The organism is Candidatus Pseudomonas adelgestsugas (assembly GCF_004124255.1).
Classification (GTDB): domain Bacteria; phylum Pseudomonadota; class Gammaproteobacteria; order Pseudomonadales; family Pseudomonadaceae; genus Aquipseudomonas; species Aquipseudomonas adelgestsugas.
The window spans coordinates 414,552-437,574 of sequence record NZ_CP026512.1 but is presented as its reverse complement, the minus strand read 5'-3'; the positions used below and the strand labels follow the sequence as shown (position 1 = coordinate 437,574).

Genomic DNA, 23,023 nt, shown 5'->3' with positions numbered 1-23,023 from the left:
GCAGCACAAATAGTCTGTACAATAGCTTTATTGCTACATTTTCTAATAACAAAATCGGTCAACGGCCGACTAATGATTTTCTAGCAGCATGCAATACCGAGCTACAATACATATTGTATGACTTATCTCAAGAACTTAGCAAAAGCACTTAAAGTGAGCGAAGCTATAAAGTAGACAATTGCGTAGATTAAAATATCTTGTGGCTATACTAACGCTATCGCAGGCAGCTACTCTAAAAAAATCACTAGCAAAACCCGATAGTTTTATACGCTACTAGCATTATTTTTTTAGAAAGTACATATAAAAAACGGCCACGTCGCCAACACGTCTGGAGATTCCCGTTATGAGCGAGAGTGTGTTTACTGATCGCATCGTACAGAACTTGCTCGATACTGATTTTTATAAACTAACCATGATGCAAGCGGTGTTACACAACTACCCAAATGTAGAGGTTGCATGGGAGTTTCGTTGCCGCAATAGCGAGGACCTAAGCCAGTACCTAACAGAAATCCGCTACCAAATTGAGCTCCTTACCGAGCTAAATTTGGATCAAGATAAATTAGGCTTCCTTGAAGGCATCAGCTTTATAAAACCAGATTTTTTACGCTTCCTCGGGTTGTTTCGCTTCAACTTACGTTATGTAAAAACTGGAATTGAAAAAGGCGAGCTGTTTATTCGCCTGCTAGGACCATGGCTACATGTAATCTTGTTTGAGGTACCAATGCTGGCCATTGTTAGCGAAGTTCGTAACCGCTATCGCTATCAGACGGTACTCATTGAGCAAGCTCGCGAGCAGCTATACCGCAAGTTCTACTGGCTGACTGCTAATGCTAGCAGTGATGAGTTATCAGAACTGCAGGTAGCTGATTTCGGCACGCGCCGACGCTTCTCGTACTTAGTACAGGAAGACGTAGTAAAAGCTCTCAAGCATGATTTCCCTGGGCATTTTGTCGGTACCAGCAATGTACATTTGGCTTACAAATTTAATATTAGGCCACTTGGTACTATGGCTCACGAATGGATCATGGCCCACCAACAACTCGGCCCACGCTTAATCGATAGTCAGATCGCTGCGCTCGACTGCTGGGTACGAGAGTACCGCGGCCTGCTTGGCATCACGCTGACAGACTGTATCACTACTGATGCCTTCCTAAACGATTTTGACTTGTACTTTGCCAAGCTTTTTGACGGTCTGCGTCACGACTCTGGAGACCCAGTACAGTGGGCCGAGAAAGCCATCAACCATTATAACAAACTTGGCATCGAACCAATGAGTAAAACTTTGGTGTTTTCTAACAGCCTATCGCTGCCTAAGGCCCTAGAGATTTTCCGTACTTTACGTGGCCGCATTAATGTTCGCTTTGGTATCGGTACCAACTTAACCTGCGATATTCCAGGTATTCAACCGATGAGCATAGTGCTTAAAATGACAGCATGCAATGGCCAGCCAGTCGCAAAGATCTCCGATGAAACTGGTAAGACCCATTGTAATGACCAAAATTTTGTCGCCTACTTACGTCATGTTTTTAATGTACCCGATATTTCTAGCAAGGAGTGAATTATGCAATCTATACAGCGTGAGATTGCGCAGCAACTCAAGGTCCAAGCACCATTCAAAGACTGGACAGCCATTGACGCCGAAGTAAATCGCCGCATTACCTTTATCCAAGATTGCTTGCGTAATTCCGGGCTAAAGTCCTTGGTTCTAGGTATTAGCGGGGGCGTCGACTCTCTAACTGCTGGCCTGTTGGCTCAAAAGGCAATAAAAGAATTGCGTACTAACACTGGTGATGGATCCTACCGTTTTATAGCAGTACGATTGCCTTACGAAACTCAGTTCGATGAATACGATGCTAATGCTTCAGTTGATTTTATCAAGCCAGACGAACACCACACTATCAATATCGGCCCAGTAGTGAAATTTATGGCAAATGAAGTAAAAGCGCTTCAAGGCAAAACAGCCGTATCACGTGATTTTGTGCTGGGTAATACTAAAGCACGTATACGTATGGTTACGCAATACACTATCGCTAGTGCATATGATGGCATGGTGATTGGTACTGATCATGCAGCAGAAGCTGTAATGGGCTTTTTTACTAAATTCGGTGATGGTGCTTGCGACCTAGCACCGTTGAGTGGGCTGGTAAAAAACCAAGTGCGGACAATTGCTAGATACTTTAACGCACCGGAGCCATTAGTGGAAAAGATTCCAACAGCAGACCTTGAAAACCTATCACCAGGCAAGCCAGATGAAGTCTCTTACGGCGTGACCTACGCTGAGATTGATGCGTTCTTATACGGTGAGCCGGTTTGTGAAAAAGCATTTAAGATAATTTGCGACACATATTATAAGACTAGACATAAACGAGTTATGCCATTTTCGCCGTGAAGTAAATCACCATCATAAGCTAGTCAAGACGGTATTAATTGCTAAAACAAAGATCCTCTAAGTACACCTTGTTCTAGCGGATTCAAAGCTTAAATGACAATAATATTGTATTTTATCGTTGATGATGTAATCTCTAAAAATAAGCAAAATAATAAGTAATCCATGCTAATAGTCAGTTTTGACGCATAAAAAATCGCAGAATCTGCCTTGCTGAAACTGATAATTTTGGGATTGGCCATAATACAACGAGCAGTATATTTTTTTAGATCATTTTTAGTAATGATAGATATACAGGTAACAAAATTTAGCACTTAATTATAACTTAGATATATTAATGTAGGTTTTCCATATGACTCTAGCTATATACGAATTACGGCGTGATCACGGCATTTGCTATAGCATAGCAAGCTATTAGTGGATCACCACATAAATAATTAGTAATAATAATGATACTATTGACATAGTAAGACTAGACTAAATCTATCATTTCCTTACGATATAAAAACAATGACGTAGAATCTAAAAACTGAGGTTAACACTTATGGTAATTAATTAATATCTCAGCTGTTTGCATAGCAGTAATCAGTATTTCGATGTAAATTTTATATAATACTATAAGCGCAAAATTTGTACAATGCCAACGATTTATGATTATGGGCACCATTGTGGTGGTGCCATTTTTAGTAGAATTAGTTCACTCTCAATACTTAAAAAGTAAATACCTTTAAAAAAATATGGTAGCAGGCTTGCCCACGATGATACATTATAGATGCTACGCGCTACTTTTCATTAAAGCTATAACGGCCTGGTGCCAAGTTCTCAAAACGCGTGTACTTACCAATAAAAGCCAGGCGAATAAAGCCAATTGGGCCATTCCGCTGCTTGCCAATAATAATTTCAGCAATTCCTTTATATTCAGTTTCTGGATGATACACCTCGTCACGATATACAAACATGATGACATCAGCGTCTTGCTCGATAGCTCCAGATTCCCGCAAGTCTGAATTTACGGGGCGCTTATTATGGCGTTGCTCTAGGGAACGGTTAAGCTGCGATAGCGCCACAACTGGACAGTTAAATTCCTTAGCCAATGATTTAAGAGACCGGGAGATTTCAGAGATTTCGTTGGTCCTATTATCACCGCTGAACCCAGTAATATGCATAAGCTGTAAATAGTCAATCATGATCATGGCGATGTCACCGTGCTCACGTACCAGACGACGAGTACGTGCACGCATTTCAGAAGGACTGATACCGGCAGTGTCATCAATGAATAGCTTACGGTCGTTAAGCAGGTTAACCGCTGAAGTCAGGCGTGGCCAATCATCATCTTCTAGGCGACCTGCACGCACTTTAGTTTGATCGATACGTCCAAGCGATGAAAGCATACGCATAATCAGTGACTCACCTGGCATCTCTAATGAATAAACCAATACAGCTTTATCGCTACGCAATACAGCGTTTTCTACTAAATTCATCGCAAAGGTAGTTTTACCCATTGATGGACGGCCGGCAACAATAATCAAGTCAGCCGGCTGCAGGCCGCTAGTCTTCTCGTCTAAATCGGTATAGCCGGTAGAAATACCGGTAATAGAATTATCAGTGCTGAACAACATGTCGATCCGATCAATAGCCTTAGTCAGTAGATCACTGACACTGACTGGGCCACCGGTTTTTGGGCGCGCCTCAGCAATCTGAAAGATCCGCCGTTCAGCTTCGTCAAGGATCTCAGCGGCACTACGGCCTTCTGGGCTGAAAGCACTATTAACGATTTCAGAGCTAATACTTATTAACTGACGCAGAGTAGCACGCTCACGGACAATCTGTGCATATGCTTTAATATTAGCTACTGATGGCGTGTTTTTTGCTAATTCACCCAAGTAACCTAGACCACCGACTTGAGGAGTCTGACCTTCCTTATTTAGTTGCTCTGCCAAGGTAACTACATCGATTGGAGAGTTCTGATTAGCTAGCTTAGTGATAGCACGAAAGATTAGGCGATGGTCATGGCGATAAAAATCACCGTCTGAAACTTGATCTAACACGCGTTCCCAAGCATTGTTGTCAAGCATCAAGCCACCGAGCACTGCCTGCTCAGCCTCGATAGAATGCGGCGGTACCTTTAGGGCACTAATTTGCAGGTCGTATTGCTCAGAAACTGAAGTATTATTCATAATTACATGGAATGAAATAGTTGTAAAAAAACAAAAGGCACGACCTATAGGCAGGATCGTGCCAGATATTGATTGTCAAATACGTAATATGCTAGCCAACTAGGACTGATTAAGCCGCCACCACGACAACGCGTACGATGGCTTCAACTTCAGCATGCAAGTGCACGGCTACGTTGAATTCACCTAAATTACGAATAGTACCGCTCGGTAGACGAATCTCTCTCTTCTGCACTTCAACACCGGAAGCAGTCAGTGCATCAGCTATGTCATGCGTACCAATAGAACCAAACAGTTTACCTTCAGCACCAGCAGTTGCAGTGATAGTAACTTCTAGCTCAGCCAACTGAGCTGCGCGATTTTTAGCAGAAGATTTTTTGTCTGCTGCTGCTTTTTCCAGCTCTACACGACGCTCTTCAAACGCAACTAAATCAGCCGTTGCTTTACCGTATGGTAATAGATAATTACGGCTGTAACCAGCTTTAACTTTCACTTTGTCACCTAGATTGCCAAGGTTGGCGATTTTTTCTAGAAGGATCAATTGCATGTGAACATCCTCAAACTTTTAATGTTTATCACTCGAGTTATCAGCGTCTCTCAACGTAAGACGACTACGAAAATCAATAAGGCCGTCAAAAATAGCCAAAATTACGAGTAATGGATAAATAAGTTGCATGAATAGTAAGAATGTAACGTACAGCCCTACTAGCCAAAATTTAGCTAGGTACTTTTGCGCAACTAGCCCATGAATCAGAGCTAGACCAGCAAACACTAGCGGTACACTGCAAATTAGAGCCAACAAGACTAACTGTGAACCACAGTATAGCCCAGAAACTATACACACCAGTAGTAACATTACTAGCTCGACAGGAAGTCGAATATTATAAAATTCACGACTAAAACCACCAGGATTGTACAATACTGCCTGCCAGTAACGTCCAAGAATCAAGCTGAGCACACTGACAAACTGCAACAACGCTGCAATCAGGCCAGTCAGAATTGGAGTAATCATTAATGCTAACCGTGCTCTCTCACCTACTAACAATTGCCTATAAAAATCCTCAATAATCATTGGCAGAATCTTGATGATCTCTTGCGACAACGCCTCGATTTGTGAGCAAAAGACTTTGCTGAGTATTACTGAATATATTAACCCCAATGCCACGCTAACTAATAGCGTGCGGACCCAGGACTCACTTGCGCGTAAAACCAACGCAAGGCTAGATGACCCAAGTAGCACTAGCAGTACACGTGGATCACTAAATTGCAGCCACCAAATCAAGGCTGACAATAATCCTAGAGAGAGAACGCCAAAGGAGTTCTTTAAACCATATTTTAGGAGTATCAAGCAACCTGCGGCAGCACCAAGCCAATAAAACAAAGGCAATGATACACATCCAGCCACTACTAGCGCAGCCTGTACGCGACTATGCATAATAAACTCAGCTAGAGCGCGCATAACATTAATGCATTACTACGTCGTTGATTTTGCTTGGTCTCAACGACCATGGCTGTCAGTGTAGGATAGTAAAGCCAAGAAGCGGGCGCGCTTAATAGCGGTAGCCAACTGACGCTGATAACGTGCTTTAGTACCAGTAATACGACTTGGCACAATTTTACCGGTCTCAGATATATAAACTCTCAGAGTGTTGAGGTCTTTATAATCGATTTCTTTCACATTTTCAGCAGTAAATCGACAAAATTTACGACGGCGGAAGAAGCGTGCCATTTGATATGATTCCTTAAAATAGTCCGTGAATTACTCATCAGAGCTATCACTATGATCGCTATCAGTACTTTCATGCCCAGAACGATCGCGACGATCATTACGGTTTTCTTCAACCTTGAGCATCTCTGATTGACCAGTAAAGACTTCTTCGCGACGGATGATAAGGTTACGGATTACTGCATCATTATAGCGAAAGTTATCTTTTAACTCAGCCAGTGATTTACTGGTACACTCGACATTTAGCATCACGTAGTGAGCTTTGTGGACATTGTTAATTGCGTAAGCCAATTGACGACGGCCCCAATCTTCTAGATGATGAATTTTGCCGCCATCTTCCTCAATCAGTTTAGTGTAACGCTCAACCATACCGCCTACTTGCTCGCTTTGATCCGGGTGGACCAAAAAGATAATTTCGTAATAACGCACAAATGCTCCTTACGGGTTATAGCCTGCCGCTTAAAATGGTCAGACAAGGAGTGAATACGCTTGCTGTATAGATCTTGCCACATACAGACAACTAAGTGCCCAGCCAGCAAGGCTAGGGGTTAATTATAGAGAAGGAGTGAGACAGACGCAAGGTGATTGGTGCTTATTTAAGCAATTAACTAAACACTCTAAAGTCAATGCAGACACTAGGCTTGTCAGCGACAAGGGTACCGTTATTTTAGTTAAATAAAAAAATCATATTACCGTAGGTCGGCCACGCCCTGCGCAAACCAAATCTTATAGTAATTTTCATTTTTTACTCTTGACTTGAGCGCTACGCTGGCGCTGAACTTCAAATAAGCACACACCGGTCGCGACTGAAACATTGAGGCTACTGACACTACCAACCATCGGTAGATACACCAGGTAATCGCAATATTCATAGGTCAGACGGCGCATACCCTTGCCTTCAGCGCCTAAAACTAAAATAGTCGGACCGGTTAAATCCTGGTCATAAATACTAATTTTAGCCTCGCACGCCGTACCAACAACCCACAGACCGCGCCGCTTAAGTTTCTCCAGAGTGCGCGATAAATTAGTCACAACCACTAACGGAATTACCTCTGCCGCACCACAAGAAATTTTACGTACGACTGGCGTTATGGTTGCTGACTTATCTTTAGGCACAATCACCGCTAGTGCTCCAGCAGCTTCTGCCGAACGCAAACAAGCACCTAAGTTGTGCGTGTCGGTTACACCATCTAACACTAGCAGTAGTGGTACGCTTTCGGTACGATCAAGTAACTCATCGAGCATAGTTTCAACAAAAATCTGGCTTGGGCTAACATTTGCGACAACGCCTTGGTGAACACCTTTCACCCACATGTCCATATCACTGCGCTCAACTTGAGCGATGACAATTTTATTTTGTGTGGCTAGCTCAACTAGCACTTGTATTCGCGGTTCACTGCGGCTTTTAGCCAACCATATTTTTTTAACACGCTTAGGATGGTGACGTAGCAGTGATTCTATAGCATGCACGCCATAAATATTTTCCAAGTTCATAACTCGCCGTATGTTTGCATAACCAGCTGCCTTCACTAGCGCAAAACCTGCTTGCAGCAGAATTTTATTCTATATGCCTAGTTTCCTTTAGATATCCTGGAGCTTTTTTCTCGATACCATTTTACCACTGCTTTTGCTGCGTTGAACAACTACTGCTATAACTCATGGCTCTTCGGCACTTCTGTATGTTTTATCGTGGTATTACCTAGACAACATACCTCCAGTACCTTTTTTCTTGGTCGAAAAACTATGACTGTCAGGTTTAGATAGTACAGGTACAGTCGATGCTTTTGTGGGGATATTTTTGCCTGTTGGAGCTTTAGTTCTAGGTATAAACTTCTTGGGACCAATTGAAGCATCTATAGTTTTTTCAGAAATACCAAGGTCAATCTTGCGCTCATCTAGATCAACACGCATAACCTGTACTTCTAGGGTGTCGCCTAAGCGGAAGCTATGACCAGTGCGATCACCTATTAGGCAGTAGTGTACAGGATCAAAATGATAGTAATCACCCGGCAATGCAGTTACGTGTACCAGGCCTTCGACATAAATATCAATCAGCTCAACGAATAGACCAAAACCAGTTACGGCAGTGATCACACCAGGGAACGACTCACCCACACGGTCTTTCATAAACTCACACTTAAGCCAGTTTATAACATCACGGGTAGCTTCATCAGCACGTCGCTCGCTTATCGAGCACTGCTCTCCTAGCTGCTCTAGGTCTGCTTCATCATATGGATAAATCCGTGCCTTTGGAATAGTCATGGCGCTAGCGCGCTTAACGTATTGGGTATTCTGCTTAGAATGAATCACGCTGCGTATCGCACGATGCGTGAGTAGATCTGGGTAACGACGAATCGGTGAAGTAAAATGGGCGTAAGCCCCATAATTTAAACCAAAGTGGCCATTATTGTCAACGCTGTACACTGCCTGACTCAAAGAGCGTAGCATTATAGTTTGAATCAAGTGATAATCTGGGCGGCCCTTGATGTTCATAAGTAGCGCTTGGTAGTCCTTGGGTGATGGGCCATCCTTACCTTGATGCAGGGATAGACCAAGCTCACCTAGAAAGGTGAGTAGTTTTTCTAAGCGTTCTGGCGACGGTCCTTTATGCACACGGTATAACGCAGGAATATCATGCTTTTTTAAGAATTCAGCGGTGGCTACGTTAGCCGCTAACATACATTCCTCAATCAACTTATGAGCATCATTACGCTTTCTTGGGGTAATTGCGGCAATCTTACGCTCAGCACCGAAAACAATCTGAGTTTCCTGAGTTTCAAAATCAATCGCACCGCGCATATAACGAGCGCCTAACAACACTTTATATAGCGCGTATAGTTGCTTAAGGTGCGGCACAACATGCCCGTACTCACTACGAAGAGCTTTGGCTCTACTAGTTTTAGGCTGCTCCAGCAGCGTGCTGACCTTATTATAAGTCAAACGCGCCTTGGAGTTAATGACTGCCTCATAAAACTGGTAATAAGTAATTTCACCAGTTTTTGAAATAGTCATTTCACACACTATAGCTAAACGGTCAACTAAAGGATTTAGTGAACACAAGCCATTGGATAACTCTTCCGGCAGCATTGGAATCACGCGCTCAGGGAAGTATACTGAGTTACAACGCGCCTGAGCTTCATTATTCAGGGCCGAGCCAATTTTCACATAACTAGAAACATCAGCAATTGCCACATATAACTTCCATCCACCAGAAAATATGCGCAGCTTGCCAGGTTTAACTTCGCAGTAAACTGCATCGTCGAAATCACGAGCGTCTTCGCCATCAATAGTAACGAAAGGTAGATGACGTAGGTCGATACGCCTCTCTTTATCTTTCTCTTTTATTTTAAAATTAAGTTTACGTGCTTCTTTAACCACAGCTTCTGGCCAAACATGAGGAATCTCATAGGTGCGTAGCGCGACATCGATTTCCATGCCAGGTGCCATGTAATTACCGACCACTTCAATCACATCACCCTGTGGCTGAAAGCGCTGGGTTGGCCAGTGAGTAATTTTTACTTCGACGAACTGACCAATCTTAGCATTGGCGTTACGGCCTGGAGTGATTAAAACTTCCTGCTGCACTCTCGGGTTATCCGGCACTACAAAGCCGATGCCACCATCCTCAAAATAGCGACCAACAATAGTTTTGTGACTGCGTGATACTACTTCGACGATAACACCCTCACGACGACCACGACGGTCTAAACCAGAAACGCGGGCGAGAGCACGGTCACCGTCAAATACCAAGCGCATTTGTACCTGACTCATGAACAGATCATCACTATTATCATCTGGAATAAGGAAGCCGAAGCCATCTCGATGACCAGCAATACGACCAAGGATTAAGTCGATTTTATTCATAGACGTATAGGTGCCACAGTTGGTATAGATTAACTGAGTATCTCGTTCCATAGCACGCAAGCGGCGACACAAAGATTCGAGTTGGTCTTCAGTCGTCAGACCAAATTCTTCAATAATTTGTTCACGGCTAGCCGGCGAACCACGAGTGGCTAAGTACACTAAAATTAGTTTACGGCTAGGAATAATATTTTTATATTTCTCCGCTTCACGAGCGGCCTCAGGATTGATGGACTGCCAATCGGCCATTAGAGAGTTTTCACCTTGTCTATTATGCCGGTTAGTTTGGCATACGCGTATTGAAACAGGAAATTCTATACGTTAACAAGTGTTCAAAGGCACTGTGCAATTCACAGCGAGCACTTTACATGACTATTGTTAAAATTTTCCAGGCGTTTTGCATGGTTATAGCTTTACAGCTATAAATCTACTCCGTATAGTATGCGCTGTTAACACTGATAACAGCAACGCTGTTGTCGCTGCCCAGGTGGTGAAATTGGTAGACACGCCAGCTTCAGGTGCTGGTGATCGCAGGGTCGTGGAAGTTCGAGTCTTCTTCTGGGCACCAAATTCATATTAAACTAACAATATATGTTTTCTTTTCCAGTAGACCTAATACGATTGTGCTTAATGCTTATACTGTCATAAGAGGCTTTATTTTTTATTCCTACAATCATTTGCTGCAATCAAACGATAAACCTTCTGGATAGTAATCTATAATACATATTTCAATACATACACCTGATACGGCTTCAGCTTGCCCCAGCCTATCACTTTTTACTTACACTTATAAGTATATAAATAAAAGGGTTGGCCGCTATAGCGTGGCAACTACGACAATAGCAGGCAGCGATGCACCAGCTGATACTAAATACCAATACCATACTACATAAAAACATGAAAGCTAACCGCAGTCATCAAATTTTACGGTGATTACAACTGCTATAAACTAAAAAACTCTGAACCTGATGTGCGGCATCAGACCAAACTTACTTCCACTAGTATATGTCTGGATCAAAGCCTGACTGCCTTAACCTAGCAAATGCAGTGCATTTTTATGGCAACCGTATGTTCTAGCTTACTACACAATACCAGGGCGCTGATAGTTTGCATAACTGTAATGTATGGCATGATTAGATTTTGTCCTTAGCCTAACTATTGGCATGTAGTAACCAGCTAGACAGACGCTTTTAAGTATAATCAAATGACTGCAATTTCTATGCTAGTGTTCGTTAGTGGCTTGACCTAAATACTGCTGAGTGATAATTTCAGGTAATTTTGGCTAAGTAATCCAAGCAATCACTCTATATTAATATTAGTTAGTATCTTTTACTGGTGACGATAATTATGCACAATATTGCTGCATTTCCTGGAAGAGTTTACTCATATACTGAGACCAAATTGCTACAGTGTGCTTTTTTCAATATCCAAGCCTTTATTAAAGGCGCAGTTTAGTGCACTATTTTTAATATAGTTGATTGATCTAGTTTTTGCAGTTAAGGGAACGCACTAAATTTAGCTTGGACGCACTATCATGCACCGTAAATAATACGCTGAGACTGCCATCTGCAATTATATGCCATCATAGCAAACTATAAAAAACGCTGACAAGTCATTATTTAGCATAGCATACGATCACTGCTAAATCTAGCAGTGGAGCCATATTATTTACTGGATTTCGTAGATATTTTCTAGCATGGCAAGTAGTTAATTCTACTTTTTTCCTGCAGGCGCTTGAAAAACCTTACTGCCAGGCACTGGCTAGGCTATAAGCCTGAGCTATTCTAGATCCTAGATAGCGATTTACCAGCACCCTCTCCTAGACAATTTCTAACTGTAAGATACTCTTATAGTTAGATGATCTACTTCCAGTACAATCGCAGTACTGGAAGTAAAGGCAATGACGATCAATATAGCATATACCTAAAACAACACCTAGGGTAATGAATATCAGTTGTAGCAATTAGCTTTGTATAATAAGGCATTGTAAGCACCTGAAACTTCTCTGCCATAAATAGCTTTTTATATTGCCGTAAAAAATCACGGCAAGTATTGTGCCATTTACCAAACAGACGCGATACAGAATTATAGAAGCAAGAATTTATTCTTGCATTAATATCTTATTAAGCAAATGGGTGACGCAGCACGATGGTCTCATTGCGGTCTGGGCCTGTAGAAATAATATCTATAGGCACGCCGATCAGCTCTTCAATACGCCTGATATATGCACGGGCGTTGATTGGCAGATCTTCTAAGGTTTTTACACCTACAGTCGACTCAATCCAACCAGGTACTGTTTTGTACACAGGATATAAGCCTGCATAGCTATCAGCGTCAGTCGGAACAAAATTTTTGCCTTTTGCGTCTTTGTAACTGACACAGATGTTGATAGTTTCCAAGCCGTCAAGCACATCCAGTTTGGTCAGGCAAACGCCAGAAATGCTATTTATATCTATAGCACGACGTAGGATGGCGGCATCGAACCAGCCGCAACGACGAACACGACCCGTAGTAGCACCGAACTCGTGGCCTTGTTTAGCTAAATGCGCACCAACTTCGTTGGATAATTCAGTCGGGAATGGGCCAGAACCAACACGAGTGGTATAAGCCTTAGTGACGCCCAAAATATAGTCCAAGAACATAGGGCCTATACCGGAACCAGTGGCAACGCTACCTGCAGTAGTATTAGAGCTAGTCACGTATGGATAAGTACCGTGATCAATGTCTAATAGTGAACCTTGCGCGCCTTCAAACATGATGTTTTTACCAGCGCGACGCAGGTCATGCAGCTCAGCCGTTACATCCAACATCAGCGGCTTAAGCATCTCAGCGTACTCATTGCATGTAGCTAAGATTTTTGCGAATTCAATTGCCTGTTCTTTATAGTAACTAACCAGCATAAAATTGTGGTAATCTGTTAACTCGCGCAGTTTATCTTCGAAGCTAGAGATATTGAGCAGGTCACCCACACGCATACCACGACGTGCAACTTTGTCTTCGTACGCCGGACCTATACCGCAACCGGTAGTACCAATCTTAAGAGCGCCACGCGCTTTTTCACGAGCCCGATCCAGCGCAACATGAAAAGATAAAATCAATGGACAGGATGGGTTAATGCGCAAGCGCTCACGTACCGATACATTTTTCTCTTCCAGCCTGATGATCTCACGCAACAGAGCATCAGGTGCAACAACAACACCGTTACCAATAAGGCATTGCACACCTTCACGCAATATACCAGAAGGAATTAGGTGCAATACGGTTTTTTTACCATCAACAACCAAAGTATGGCCAGCATTATGGCCACCTTGGTAGCGCACTACAGCAGCAGTATGTTCAGTTAGCAGATCAACGATCTTACCTTTACCCTCATCACCCCATTGGGTGCCTAAAACTACGACATTTTTACCCATAATACTTGTCTACCCCCCTATTTTAGCAAATTTAGTGCCAACAATATAGCTAGCAAAACAAACTTAGTAAGCTAGTAGCGATACCTGCCAAAATCCATTCTGTAGAATTAATTGCCGGTCACAGTTCGCTTCAAGCGCAGCGGATAATGATTGACCAGGCAAGGCCTGGATGACACGCTGACCATTACCACGCAATCGACAAACCTGCTGCCAAAGTGCTGCATCTGTACTGTCTGGCATCCAGATGCCACCAGATAACAGCTCAAATTCAGCACGCCTCAAAGTTATCAGGGTTTTTAAGTCAGCAGAAAAGCCAGTCGCTGGACGTGCACGGCCAAAATCAGCACCGATGTAGTCGTAACGACCACCTTGAGCAATAGCTTGACCAATACCAGGTACAAATACGGCAAACACTACACCAGTTTGGTAGTGGTAGCCACTTAACTCACATAAATCAAAATGCAACGGCAATTCAGGGAATCTAGCTAATAAGCGTTCAGCAATCACCAATATATCATCCAGCGCAGTTAAAACTGGCGCAGGTGCATTCGCCAAGCACTTACGGGCAACTGCCAATACCTCATAACCTCCACACAAATTCACCAACGCACGTAGCATATCAGCAAGATCAACAGGCACGTCTTCGGTCAGAGTAATGACCTTGTCAATAGCTTTACATTGCAGAGCAATGAATAACTGCTGTTCAACTTTATTGGATAAACCAGCCGCATGGGCCAGGCCACGATAGATACCAACATGCCCTAAATCCATATGCACATCTGGCACGTCGACTAGTTGTAGCATAGACAGCATCAAGCTAATCACTTCAACGTCACTACTCAGGCTAGTATCGCCATACAGCTCAGCCCCTAACTGAATCGGGCTCCGCGAAGACGACAAAGAACGCGGCTGTACATGTAGCACACTGCCGGCATAGCATAACCGACTTGGACCTTTGCGACACAAGGTATGCGCATCAATACGTGCCACTTGCGGTGCGATGTCAGCACGAAAGCCCATTTGACGACCTGATTGCGGATCAATAACCTTAAAAATACATAAATCGAGATCATAGCGTGCGCTAGTTAACAAAGACTCTAGGTATTCAATATGGGGGGGCATAACAAACTCGTAACCCCAGCTCTGAAATAGATCCAACACCTGACGGCGTGCTACTTCAATGCATTCAGCTTCTGGTGACAACACTTCTTCAATGCCATCGGGCAGCAGCCAGCGGTCTACCGTTACCATTACGCCATTTCCCCTATAATCCCGGCGGCCAACCATAGGCCGAACCTTGAGTAAAGCAAAATCTCTACGTTTTGCATAAACCACGCTTAAGAACAACGTGATGAATAGCTTTGCAACTGCTTCGTTAAGCGCTTCTTTAAAAAACCTGTCATGCCTACCGAATCAAACATGCAATCATAAAAAAACCGGGAATGTCCCGGCTGCCAAAGCCTATACCAGTTTTTTTAAATGATTGTCATGCTAAGCATTGTAAACGCTAGACAAAGTGCATTTTATAAAATCACTAGCTGTCACTAGCTAGTTACTTAGATTTTTCTAGGTAGCGGAAAAAGTCACTGCTTGGATCCAGTACCATGACATCTGTTTTATTTGCAAAGCTTTCACGATAGGCACGCAAGCTACGATAAAACGCGTAGAATTCCTGATTCTGGCTATAAGCCTTAGCATAAATCGCAGCAGCTTCAGCGTCGCCATCACCACGGGCTTCTTCAGACTCACGATAGGCTTCTGCCAGTAATACACGACGCTGACGATCAGCATCTGCACGGATACCTTCCGCCAGCTCATTACCTTTAGCTCGATGCTCACGGGCTTCACGCTCACGCTCCGTACTCATACGCTCAAACACGCTACGATTCACTTCTTTCGGCAAGTCGATAGCCTTGACACGAACATCGGCCACTTCGATACCTAGCTCTTTTTCCGCCATCGCATTCAGAGAGCGGGTGATATCAGCCATTAACACATCACGCTCACCGGATACTACCTCGTGTAAAGTGCGCTTACCAAACTGGTCGCGTAGGCCTGATTCTAGACGGCGTGACAAACGCTCATCGGCAATCTGCTTAAGACCAGAGGTTGCGGTATAGAAGCGTTCCACATCCTTAACGCGCCACTTGGAGTAGGCATCAACCATTACAGCTTTCTTCTCTAAAGTCAGGAAACGCTGTGTCGGTGCGTCCAGAGTCATCAGGCGACCTTCAAACTTAAGCACCTGGTTAACGTAGGGAATTTTTACATGTAAACCTGGTTGAACATCTGCTTGGACCACACGACCAAACTGCAGCAATACCGAGCGCTCAGTCTGAGATACAATGTAGAAGCAGTTCCAAGCAATGATTACCACGCCTACGCCTACGATCATGGCGGTTAGCGATTTATTGCTCATCAACGACTCTCCCTGGTACGTGTCTGCTGTTGTAGCAAGTCAGAGGCTGCGTGGACATTTGTTTCGTTGGTAGTAGCATTGGAACTAGCAGAAGGTAAGCTTGTGCTACTGCGACTACTTTCGATTATCTTATCTAACGGTAAGTATATAAGGTTGTTCTGCTTGCTTTGGCTGCCTGTCACGAGAATCTTACTAGTATTGCTAAAGACTTCCTGCATAGTGTCCAAATAAAGACGCTCACGAGTGACTTCTGGAGCCTTGCAATATTCTGCAACCAGCTTAGTAAAGCGATCTGCCTCACCTTTTGCGCGCGAGACCACTTCGTCACGGTAACCATTAGCATCCTCAAGGATACGCTGAGCCTGACCGCGCGCTTCTGGTATAACTCCATTAGCATAAGTTTCAGCCTGATTACGTGAGCGTTGCTCGTCTTCACGAGCACGGATCACGTCGTCGAAAGCTTCCTGCACTTCGTGCGGTGCGGCTGCACTTTGTACATTTACCTGAGTGACAGTAATACCAGTGCGATAAGTATCGAGAAAACGCTGCAGGCGCTCTTTAATTTCGCTGGCCATCAATTCACGACCTTCGGTTAATACCTGGTCCATAACGGTAGAACCAACCACATGACGCAGAGCACTTTCAGTCGCGTGTTGTAGGCTAATTTCCGGCTTATCAACATTCAGCACGAAGTCTTGTAAGTTGCTAATTTTGTACTGCACCGTCAGCGGAACTTCGACTATATTCTCATCTTCAGTTAGCATTTGGCCATGCTTGGTATAAGCACGCTCACGCGTGACGTTTTCCATGTACTTCGTGTCAATTGGCGGAATATATATATTTAGTCCTGGACCAACAGTATCGTAATACTTACCGAAGCGTAGAACCACAGCCTTCTCCTGCTCGTCTACCACGTAGACAGCACTGTAAATCCAAACGGCTATCAACACGACAAGACTCAAGCCAAGCAGGCCATAACCACCGCTCTTGCTTGTACGACCGCTAGCGCCACTACCGCGTTTTTTCCTACTACCGAACAATTTATTCAGGCTTTCTTGCAGCCTTCGAAAGACTTCGTCAAGATCCGGTGACTCTTTACGATCGTCGTTATTACGGCGTTTACCACCCCAAGGGTCCTGATTATTCGAGTTGCCACCCGGCTCATTCCAAGCCATAGAGCTCTCCATCTGATAAAGCAAAGACATAACCAACAGCACGCCGACTAATGCCACAAAATGCCTGCTACTGCAGCAAAGCCGCTTGACTGCGGCTTTTATTACAAAATATGTTATTCAATGAACTATGTCGATACCGCACCTGTCACAGCTAAACAGTCAATTCAGCTCCGAGCACAAAAATCGAATAACTAGTAAGGATGACACCTTAATTAGTTGTATTTTTTCTTTTTTGCACTAAGCTAACCTTTTAAAAATTGTGGCGCGCAGTCGAGCAAAACGCTGAGATAAATACAAAGTATCGATAAAATGCTGTCTAGCATATAAGTAATAGTCTATTCAAGCAGATGTAAACCAGTGCTATCATGCGCTAACAACCATAATACGCTAGCTGCTTACCATCTTCTTTAAGCTAGATTTGCAATCTTAATACTCTAATAGCCAATCGAGCTTGCTATAGACCTCAAGAATCAATAAATTTTATTGCATCAATCTCGCCAAGCACCAAAATCACCTGCTTAATCTATAATGTACGATCCACTTTGGCCGCATTGATCACGTATAAAAGTAAACTCTAGTTACTTGACTTTTCTAGTCATATACTACAGCTTCTTCACTGGTTTATGAGACAGAGAATGCATGCAACTTAATAGTTGCAGCCAAGACTGTCGGCATAAAGCCACCAATATTTAGCTAACTATTAATCTGACGTCAACAAACCAGTCATAAACAACAGTTAATTTATAACTAGGCATTTTACTTAAACAACGCATACTTATACCACTACCTTGACACCTCAAATAAATCCGGCTACAAACCAGCCGGACGCCCAATTAATCAATCTGAGCCAGTTTCAACTGAGGCTAGCCTTTCTGAGTACTGGTATGCCCTAGCAGCAACACCAAGAACTAAATTGGTACGATCAATTACGCAACACCAGAAATACGTTCGAGGTTGTATTTATAACCAGACGCAAAATATAAGCGCAGATCACTAAATCAACTTATTTAGTATAAACCAGATTGCGTGGCCTATTGACTTTGTCGCTGCTAATTAATAAGTATTTAGCAGTTAGCCAATACAGTAGTGAGATACAAAATTAACGTTCTTTGACGCTAGTCGAATATACCAGCTCTTATAGCTTTTAAGAATCTTTATGCGCCTTAGGATGCTAAGCATCTGAGTAAACGAACATTACTAGCTTACCAACATAGCGAAGTTCAAAGAACAAAGAAGACTCCCCTGACTATCAGTCATTACTCAGCTCAGCGTCACTTTGTTCATCACCTGCTATATTAAGCAATTGGATTTGGCGAACTGGAACAACTGTGGAAATAGCGTGCTTGTAAACCATTTGACTGACGGTATTTTTTAGTAGAATCACGAACTGGTCAAAAGATTCGATCGTGCCTTGCAGCTTAATACCATTAACTAGATAGATAGAAACCCCAACTTTCTCTTTAAGTAAAGCTCTCAGGTAAGGATCCTGTAGAGAATGCCTTTTTGACATGTGCTGCGCTCCTTTGTTTTTAAAGGATTAATAATAAAATTTAAAAAATAGATAATGTATGACCATCATACTTCAATGGATAAATAGCAGTTGTAAAAAACTTAGCTGGATGTGGAGACTGTTCCCAGGTATTTCAAGGCGCATGACAGGTTATCACTATCCAACCAGTATAAATTACTCCAGTTGCGCAACCAAGTGAACTGGCGCTTCGCCAATTGACGCGTAGCAATGATGCAGCGCTCATGCATTTCAGTAAATGAAAGCTTGTTATCGAGATAATCCCAGACCTGGCGGTAGCCTATAGCACGTATAGCAGGCAACCCTGAATGCAGGTCACTTCTAGAATGCAGTGCAATAACCTCGCCTATAAATCCCTGTTCCAACATAATTGCGAATCTCTGTGTAATTCGCTCATGCAGCACCTGGCGATTTACTGAAGTAATAGCTAAATTTACCACTTTATATGGCAATTGTACTCGTCCAGATGCGCATGCATAAGTATTTTTTGCAGCTTGTTTTAGCCGATGCTCAGTCATGGTCTGGCCGCTCACACGCCAAACTTCTAGAGCGCGAGTGAGACGCTGAGAGTCATTGGGGTGAATACGTGCAGCTGACACTGGGTCGACTACTGCTAACTGATTATGCAGGGCTTGCCAACCATGACGCACAGCCTCTTCTTTAAGTTCAGTGCGCACTATAGCATCAGCAGGTGCATCTGCTAAACCTTCCTGCAAAGCCTTATAATAAAGCATCGTACCACCGACTAACAGCGGAATATTACCCCGACTAGTAATTTCAGCCATGGCCGCTAAAGCATCAGTACGAAAATCTGCTGCCGAATAACTCTCTGATGGGTCAATAATGTCAATTAAACAATGTGGATACTGCGCTAAAAACTCTTTTGAAGGCTTAGCCGTACCAATATCCATATCCCGATAAACCATAGCAGAGTCAACACTGATCAGCTCACATGGCAGCACCTTAGTAAGCTCAATAGCCAAGTGAGTCTTGCCGGTGGCAGTAGCCCCCATTAAAAAGATTGCAGGTGGCAAGACACTCATTAGTAGCCATGTAAAAATAGTTTTACAGATTGTCCAGACACATTTTAGTCCAAGTTAGTTGATCATGGTTACACTGACAACTACGTGCAATACTTTTCAATATCGCACAGTAAATAGTTTATTTTAGGCAACGCCTAGCAGTGGATAGCACTATCCGTAAGTAGCCTAGCTACATGTCGAAATATTCGTTCATGTGGCCTGAATACTGTTACTAGCACCATATTCAGTAGAATCTACAAGTGCATTGTCTACTAGACAAATGACTGTAACCTACTTGAGTGATGCTGGTATCTGACCAATACGATAGCCAGAGTCTCCTTACCTAGAACGCTGCATCTTAGAAACTACATTCTAAAACACATCATAGTACTACTCTAATAGCACAACCAACAGTAAAATAGCTGACCACTGAAACTTTTGCGGACACTAATAACCTTAAAGCGTTTGCATATAACCAGATTATAGACAGCATGCATCTCTCCCGCATTGAGTCATTGGCATTGACCGCTGAGATATAAATACTTTATAACTATGCTAAAGCAGTAGAGGTATAGCTAAACGGTATAATATTAACGCTACCTTCCAGTAAGGAAATAACACTAATCGTGGCATTTAGTAGCATTGCAAAATTTTAATAGGCTAACCAAGCCAAACCCGAGTGAACAGCACTATAGATTGGGAGCTTGACATATACTGGTGCTAATCAGCAAAACAAGAAACTATAGCAAAGCATTATGTATAATGGCTAAATTTGTGGTGACTGCAGTAGGTCAGCAGCGAAACTAGTTTCGCCTTAAAAGGATGAGCGCATCATCTTCCTGGACACTCAACCACACCATCACCGCCACAATCAACGTAGACAAATTAGTAATTCTGTCACATATCATCTAAAGCACTACACAACGTGTTATAGAAAAAGTTGTATGCTAATCATAAAAACGCACTTTATGCCTGGTCTGGTATAAGTTGAAATCAATTCAAGACGAATCGTTCCTAAAGACCTTCAATAACAGTACCAACACCAAGTTCTGCCCATGAACTAGCATATCGCGATTATCCTGGTGCACCGCGTAAGTCACTAGCTTATCAAGCACTGTATAGCGTGCGCATAAAGTAATACTGCAAGTACGCCTAACTACTTGAGCATGCTGATCAACCTACGAAGTCACCACACAACCAAAAGTCATTATGATTGATTTTTAATCGACAGCATCTGCTCCAGAAAACCTTCACTGCATAACATATCCACACTGCTAGCACGTATAGTATTGTCATTAGTTTTCATATGAGCTGATAATAATTGTGTTATTGTGAAGCACATGGCATATTGTATTATAGTGCGCTAAAATTAGGCGTTTGATATAATGCTTAAAGTTATTGCATCCGGTTTTTAGTATTGATAAATTTACACTGCATCGAGATGATAAAGAATAAATCTTTAGACCCTTGGCCCAGGTGCTTGCTTGATAAGAAGCCGATTAAACACGTGGCTTCCATATCGCAACATTCAGTGTCCACTACCATATCCTGTGCTTAGCACTATATGTATGAGCAGTCATAGTTAGCCAGGTCACAGAACTAATAGAAGCTAATTCTGCACTGCACACTTCTAGGCTAATCACCCACTTCAGGCTTTGCTAGTCGCGAATCTTACTGATAACCTAAAACATTCCAGAATGAATACTAAATTCGCCTAAATATAATACTGTCACAGTCACGTATCCATAGCAGCTTAACTCCGCCATGCTCACACATCAACATCAATGTGCACTGACGCTAGAGTCAGTGCTATTTTAATTAATTTTGTGATCACTAGAGTAGTGCTCTATACCAATGTACCACGCTGCAATCTAGTTAACAAAAACACTGGATGATAGAATTCTCTGCATAAATTACTACTCAACATAGAGTCACGTATTACTACGCCGCTAACTCAGTGCCACGGATAGTCAATACCTGGTCAACTTTTAATTTATTAGTTTTTAAGTTACTAGTGCTACGCAAGATAGTCATCGACGATGACGCTATGTGGCCCATGGTGTCGCCAGACCGCAAATGATAGTTAAGCTGATCTATGACGATTTTCCCGGAGTCACGCAACCAAGCAATGTAGGTTCCTGGCGGCGGATTTTGCTGGAAGAACTGGCGAATACCATTGCTGATCGAGCGCGCTAGCGCCTCCTGATGGCTGACACTAGCTAGCTTCGAAGCCTCATATGAGTTAGAAATAAAACCGGCTTCTACTAATATTGATGGGATATCAGGAGACTTCAACACCATAAATCCAGCCTGTTCCACGTGCCGCTTATGCAGGGACGTGATACGGCCGATATTACTTAAAGCCTTTTGCCCAACGTTTAAGCTAGACGTAATTGAAGCAGTCATCGACAGGTCAAGTAATACACCGGCAAGCATTTTGTCTTTGTTGTCAAGAGATACGTTGCCAGTCCCACTAATTAAGTCAAAACGGTTTTCATTATCGGCCAACCAACGCGAAGTTTCAGACGTGGCGCTGCGATCCGATAAAGCAAACACTGAGGCGCCATAGACAGCAGTCGATGGAGCAGCGTCAGCATGGATCGACACAAAAAGATCTGCGTTTTTCTTACGGGCGATTTCAGTACGACCTCGCAGCGGGATAAAATAGTCGCTAGTACGTGTCAGGTCTGCTCGATAGCCTTTCATACTATTGACCTGATGTTGCAGCTTACGGGAAATAGCCAGTACTACGTCTTTCTCATATTGGCCGCGAGGACTGGAAGCGCCTGGGTCTTCACCACCATGACCAGCATCAATCACTACGATAATGTCGCGTTTTCCAGTAGGAACAGGCAACACTAATGGCAGCTTGACCTGTGGCATCGGTGTATTAGTTAGAGCAGATGGCACTGCAGCAGCGTGGTTATCAAACAAGTCAACTACTAATCGGTGACCATATTTGGCGTTAGGAGCCAGTATAAAGCTTTTTGTAGTTACGGATTTTTTTAGGTCAACAACCACACGCAAGTCAATCGGCGCGCGTTGAAACGAGCGCATCGCAATAATTTGGGTATTTAATGCATAAACTTTTAGTGGCGCAACTAAATTAGCACCATGAATGTCGACTACCAAACGATCTGGCGATATGAGAGTAAAAACATCATACCGGACTGGCCCAGATAAATCGAATACTAACCGCATATTATGCGGTGCTCGCCATACGCGCACATCTTTTACTTGTGAAACCGCCAGAGCACTAAAAGTCATTACTGTAAGTAGCACCCACACGACAACAACCATTGCGCGCAAACGCATACCT

The 23,023-nt window shown here is 43.1% G+C and carries 15 protein-coding genes, 1 tRNA gene and 1 pseudogene; 3 read left to right on the top strand and 14 right to left on the bottom strand.

The window, feature by feature from the left end; all coding sequences use genetic code 11:
* The first annotated feature begins 343 nt into the window (after window positions 1-343).
* Window positions 344-1,558 carry a nicotinate phosphoribosyltransferase gene (pncB, locus tag C3B55_RS01085; RefSeq protein ID WP_129210711.1) on the top strand — a complete coding sequence of 405 codons (1,215 nt, stop codon included), beginning with the start codon at window positions 344-346 and terminating at the stop codon, window positions 1,556-1,558.
* Between the two features lie 3 nt (window positions 1,559-1,561).
* Window positions 1,562-2,389 (top strand): ammonia-dependent NAD(+) synthetase, encoded by an 828-nt coding sequence (gene nadE / locus C3B55_RS01080; protein WP_129210709.1) that lies wholly within the window; start codon window positions 1,562-1,564, stop codon window positions 2,387-2,389.
* 779 nt (window positions 2,390-3,168) lie between these two features.
* On the opposite strand, the gene dnaB is transcribed toward nadE, so the two are convergent.
* The 7 genes and pseudogenes from dnaB to rnr form a co-directional block, all read right to left on the bottom strand.
* Window positions 3,169-4,563: a replicative DNA helicase gene (dnaB, locus tag C3B55_RS01075; RefSeq protein ID WP_129210707.1), complete on the bottom strand. Its 1,395-nt coding sequence runs from the start codon at window positions 4,561-4,563 to the stop codon at window positions 3,169-3,171.
* 109 nt (window positions 4,564-4,672) lie between these two features.
* The gene (gene rplI, locus C3B55_RS01070) at window positions 4,673-5,107 is read right to left on the bottom strand and encodes a 50S ribosomal protein L9 (protein ID WP_129210705.1); all 435 of its coding nucleotides are present in this window, start codon (window positions 5,105-5,107) and stop codon (window positions 4,673-4,675) included.
* Between the two features lie 18 nt (window positions 5,108-5,125).
* Window positions 5,126-6,019: a YybS family protein gene (locus tag C3B55_RS01065; RefSeq protein ID WP_129210703.1), complete on the bottom strand. Its 894-nt coding sequence runs from the start codon at window positions 6,017-6,019 to the stop codon at window positions 5,126-5,128.
* Between the two features lie 39 nt (window positions 6,020-6,058).
* The gene (gene rpsR, locus C3B55_RS01060) at window positions 6,059-6,289 is read right to left on the bottom strand and encodes a 30S ribosomal protein S18 (protein WP_129210701.1); all 231 of its coding nucleotides are present in this window, start codon (window positions 6,287-6,289) and stop codon (window positions 6,059-6,061) included.
* Between the two features lie 30 nt (window positions 6,290-6,319).
* On the bottom strand, window positions 6,320-6,715 hold the full coding sequence (gene rpsF, locus C3B55_RS01055; RefSeq protein WP_129210699.1) for a 30S ribosomal protein S6: 396 nt from the start codon (window positions 6,713-6,715) through the stop codon (window positions 6,320-6,322).
* A 309-nt stretch (window positions 6,716-7,024) separates the two neighbouring features.
* On the bottom strand, window positions 7,025-7,780 hold the full coding sequence (gene rlmB / locus C3B55_RS01050) for a 23S rRNA (guanosine(2251)-2'-O)-methyltransferase RlmB (RefSeq protein ID WP_129210697.1): 756 nt from the start codon (window positions 7,778-7,780) through the stop codon (window positions 7,025-7,027).
* A gap of 365 nt (window positions 7,781-8,145) precedes the next feature.
* Window positions 8,146-10,396: pseudogene (gene rnr / locus C3B55_RS01045) on the bottom strand (ribonuclease R); the annotation flags it as partial.
* 232 nt (window positions 10,397-10,628) lie between these two features.
* Between rnr and C3B55_RS01040 the strand changes: the two are divergent.
* Window positions 10,629-10,715, top strand: a tRNA-Leu gene (locus tag C3B55_RS01040).
* A gap of 1,555 nt (window positions 10,716-12,270) precedes the next feature.
* Here the strand turns inward: C3B55_RS01040 and C3B55_RS01035 are convergent.
* From C3B55_RS01035 to C3B55_RS01005, 7 genes are all read right to left on the bottom strand, one after another.
* Window positions 12,271-13,560: an adenylosuccinate synthase gene (locus C3B55_RS01035; RefSeq protein WP_129210695.1), complete on the bottom strand. Its 1,290-nt coding sequence runs from the start codon at window positions 13,558-13,560 to the stop codon at window positions 12,271-12,273.
* Window positions 13,561-13,623: 63 nt separating this feature from the next.
* A complete protein-coding gene (locus C3B55_RS01030) occupies window positions 13,624-14,811 on the bottom strand; it encodes an ATP phosphoribosyltransferase regulatory subunit (RefSeq protein ID WP_129211863.1) in 1,188 nt (395 codons plus the stop codon).
* A 301-nt stretch (window positions 14,812-15,112) separates the two neighbouring features.
* A complete protein-coding gene (gene hflC, locus C3B55_RS01025) occupies window positions 15,113-15,979 on the bottom strand; it encodes a protease modulator HflC (RefSeq protein ID WP_129210693.1) in 867 nt (288 codons plus the stop codon).
* On the bottom strand, window positions 15,979-17,154 hold the full coding sequence (gene hflK, locus C3B55_RS01020) for an FtsH protease activity modulator HflK (protein ID WP_129210691.1): 1,176 nt from the start codon (window positions 17,152-17,154) through the stop codon (window positions 15,979-15,981). The genes hflC and hflK overlap by 1 nt, the downstream gene beginning before the upstream one ends.
* 1,249 nt (window positions 17,155-18,403) lie before the next feature.
* Window positions 18,404-18,664 (bottom strand): RNA chaperone Hfq, encoded by a 261-nt coding sequence (hfq, locus tag C3B55_RS01015; RefSeq protein WP_129210689.1) that lies wholly within the window; start codon window positions 18,662-18,664, stop codon window positions 18,404-18,406.
* A gap of 101 nt (window positions 18,665-18,765) precedes the next feature.
* Window positions 18,766-19,725, bottom strand: coding sequence for a tRNA (adenosine(37)-N6)-dimethylallyltransferase MiaA (gene miaA, locus C3B55_RS01010; RefSeq protein WP_129210687.1), 960 nt, complete (start codon window positions 19,723-19,725; stop codon window positions 18,766-18,768).
* 1,920 nt (window positions 19,726-21,645) lie between these two features.
* On the bottom strand, window positions 21,646-23,019 hold the full coding sequence (locus C3B55_RS01005) for an N-acetylmuramoyl-L-alanine amidase (protein ID WP_129210685.1): 1,374 nt from the start codon (window positions 23,017-23,019) through the stop codon (window positions 21,646-21,648).
* Window positions 23,020-23,023: the final 4 nt, after the last annotated feature.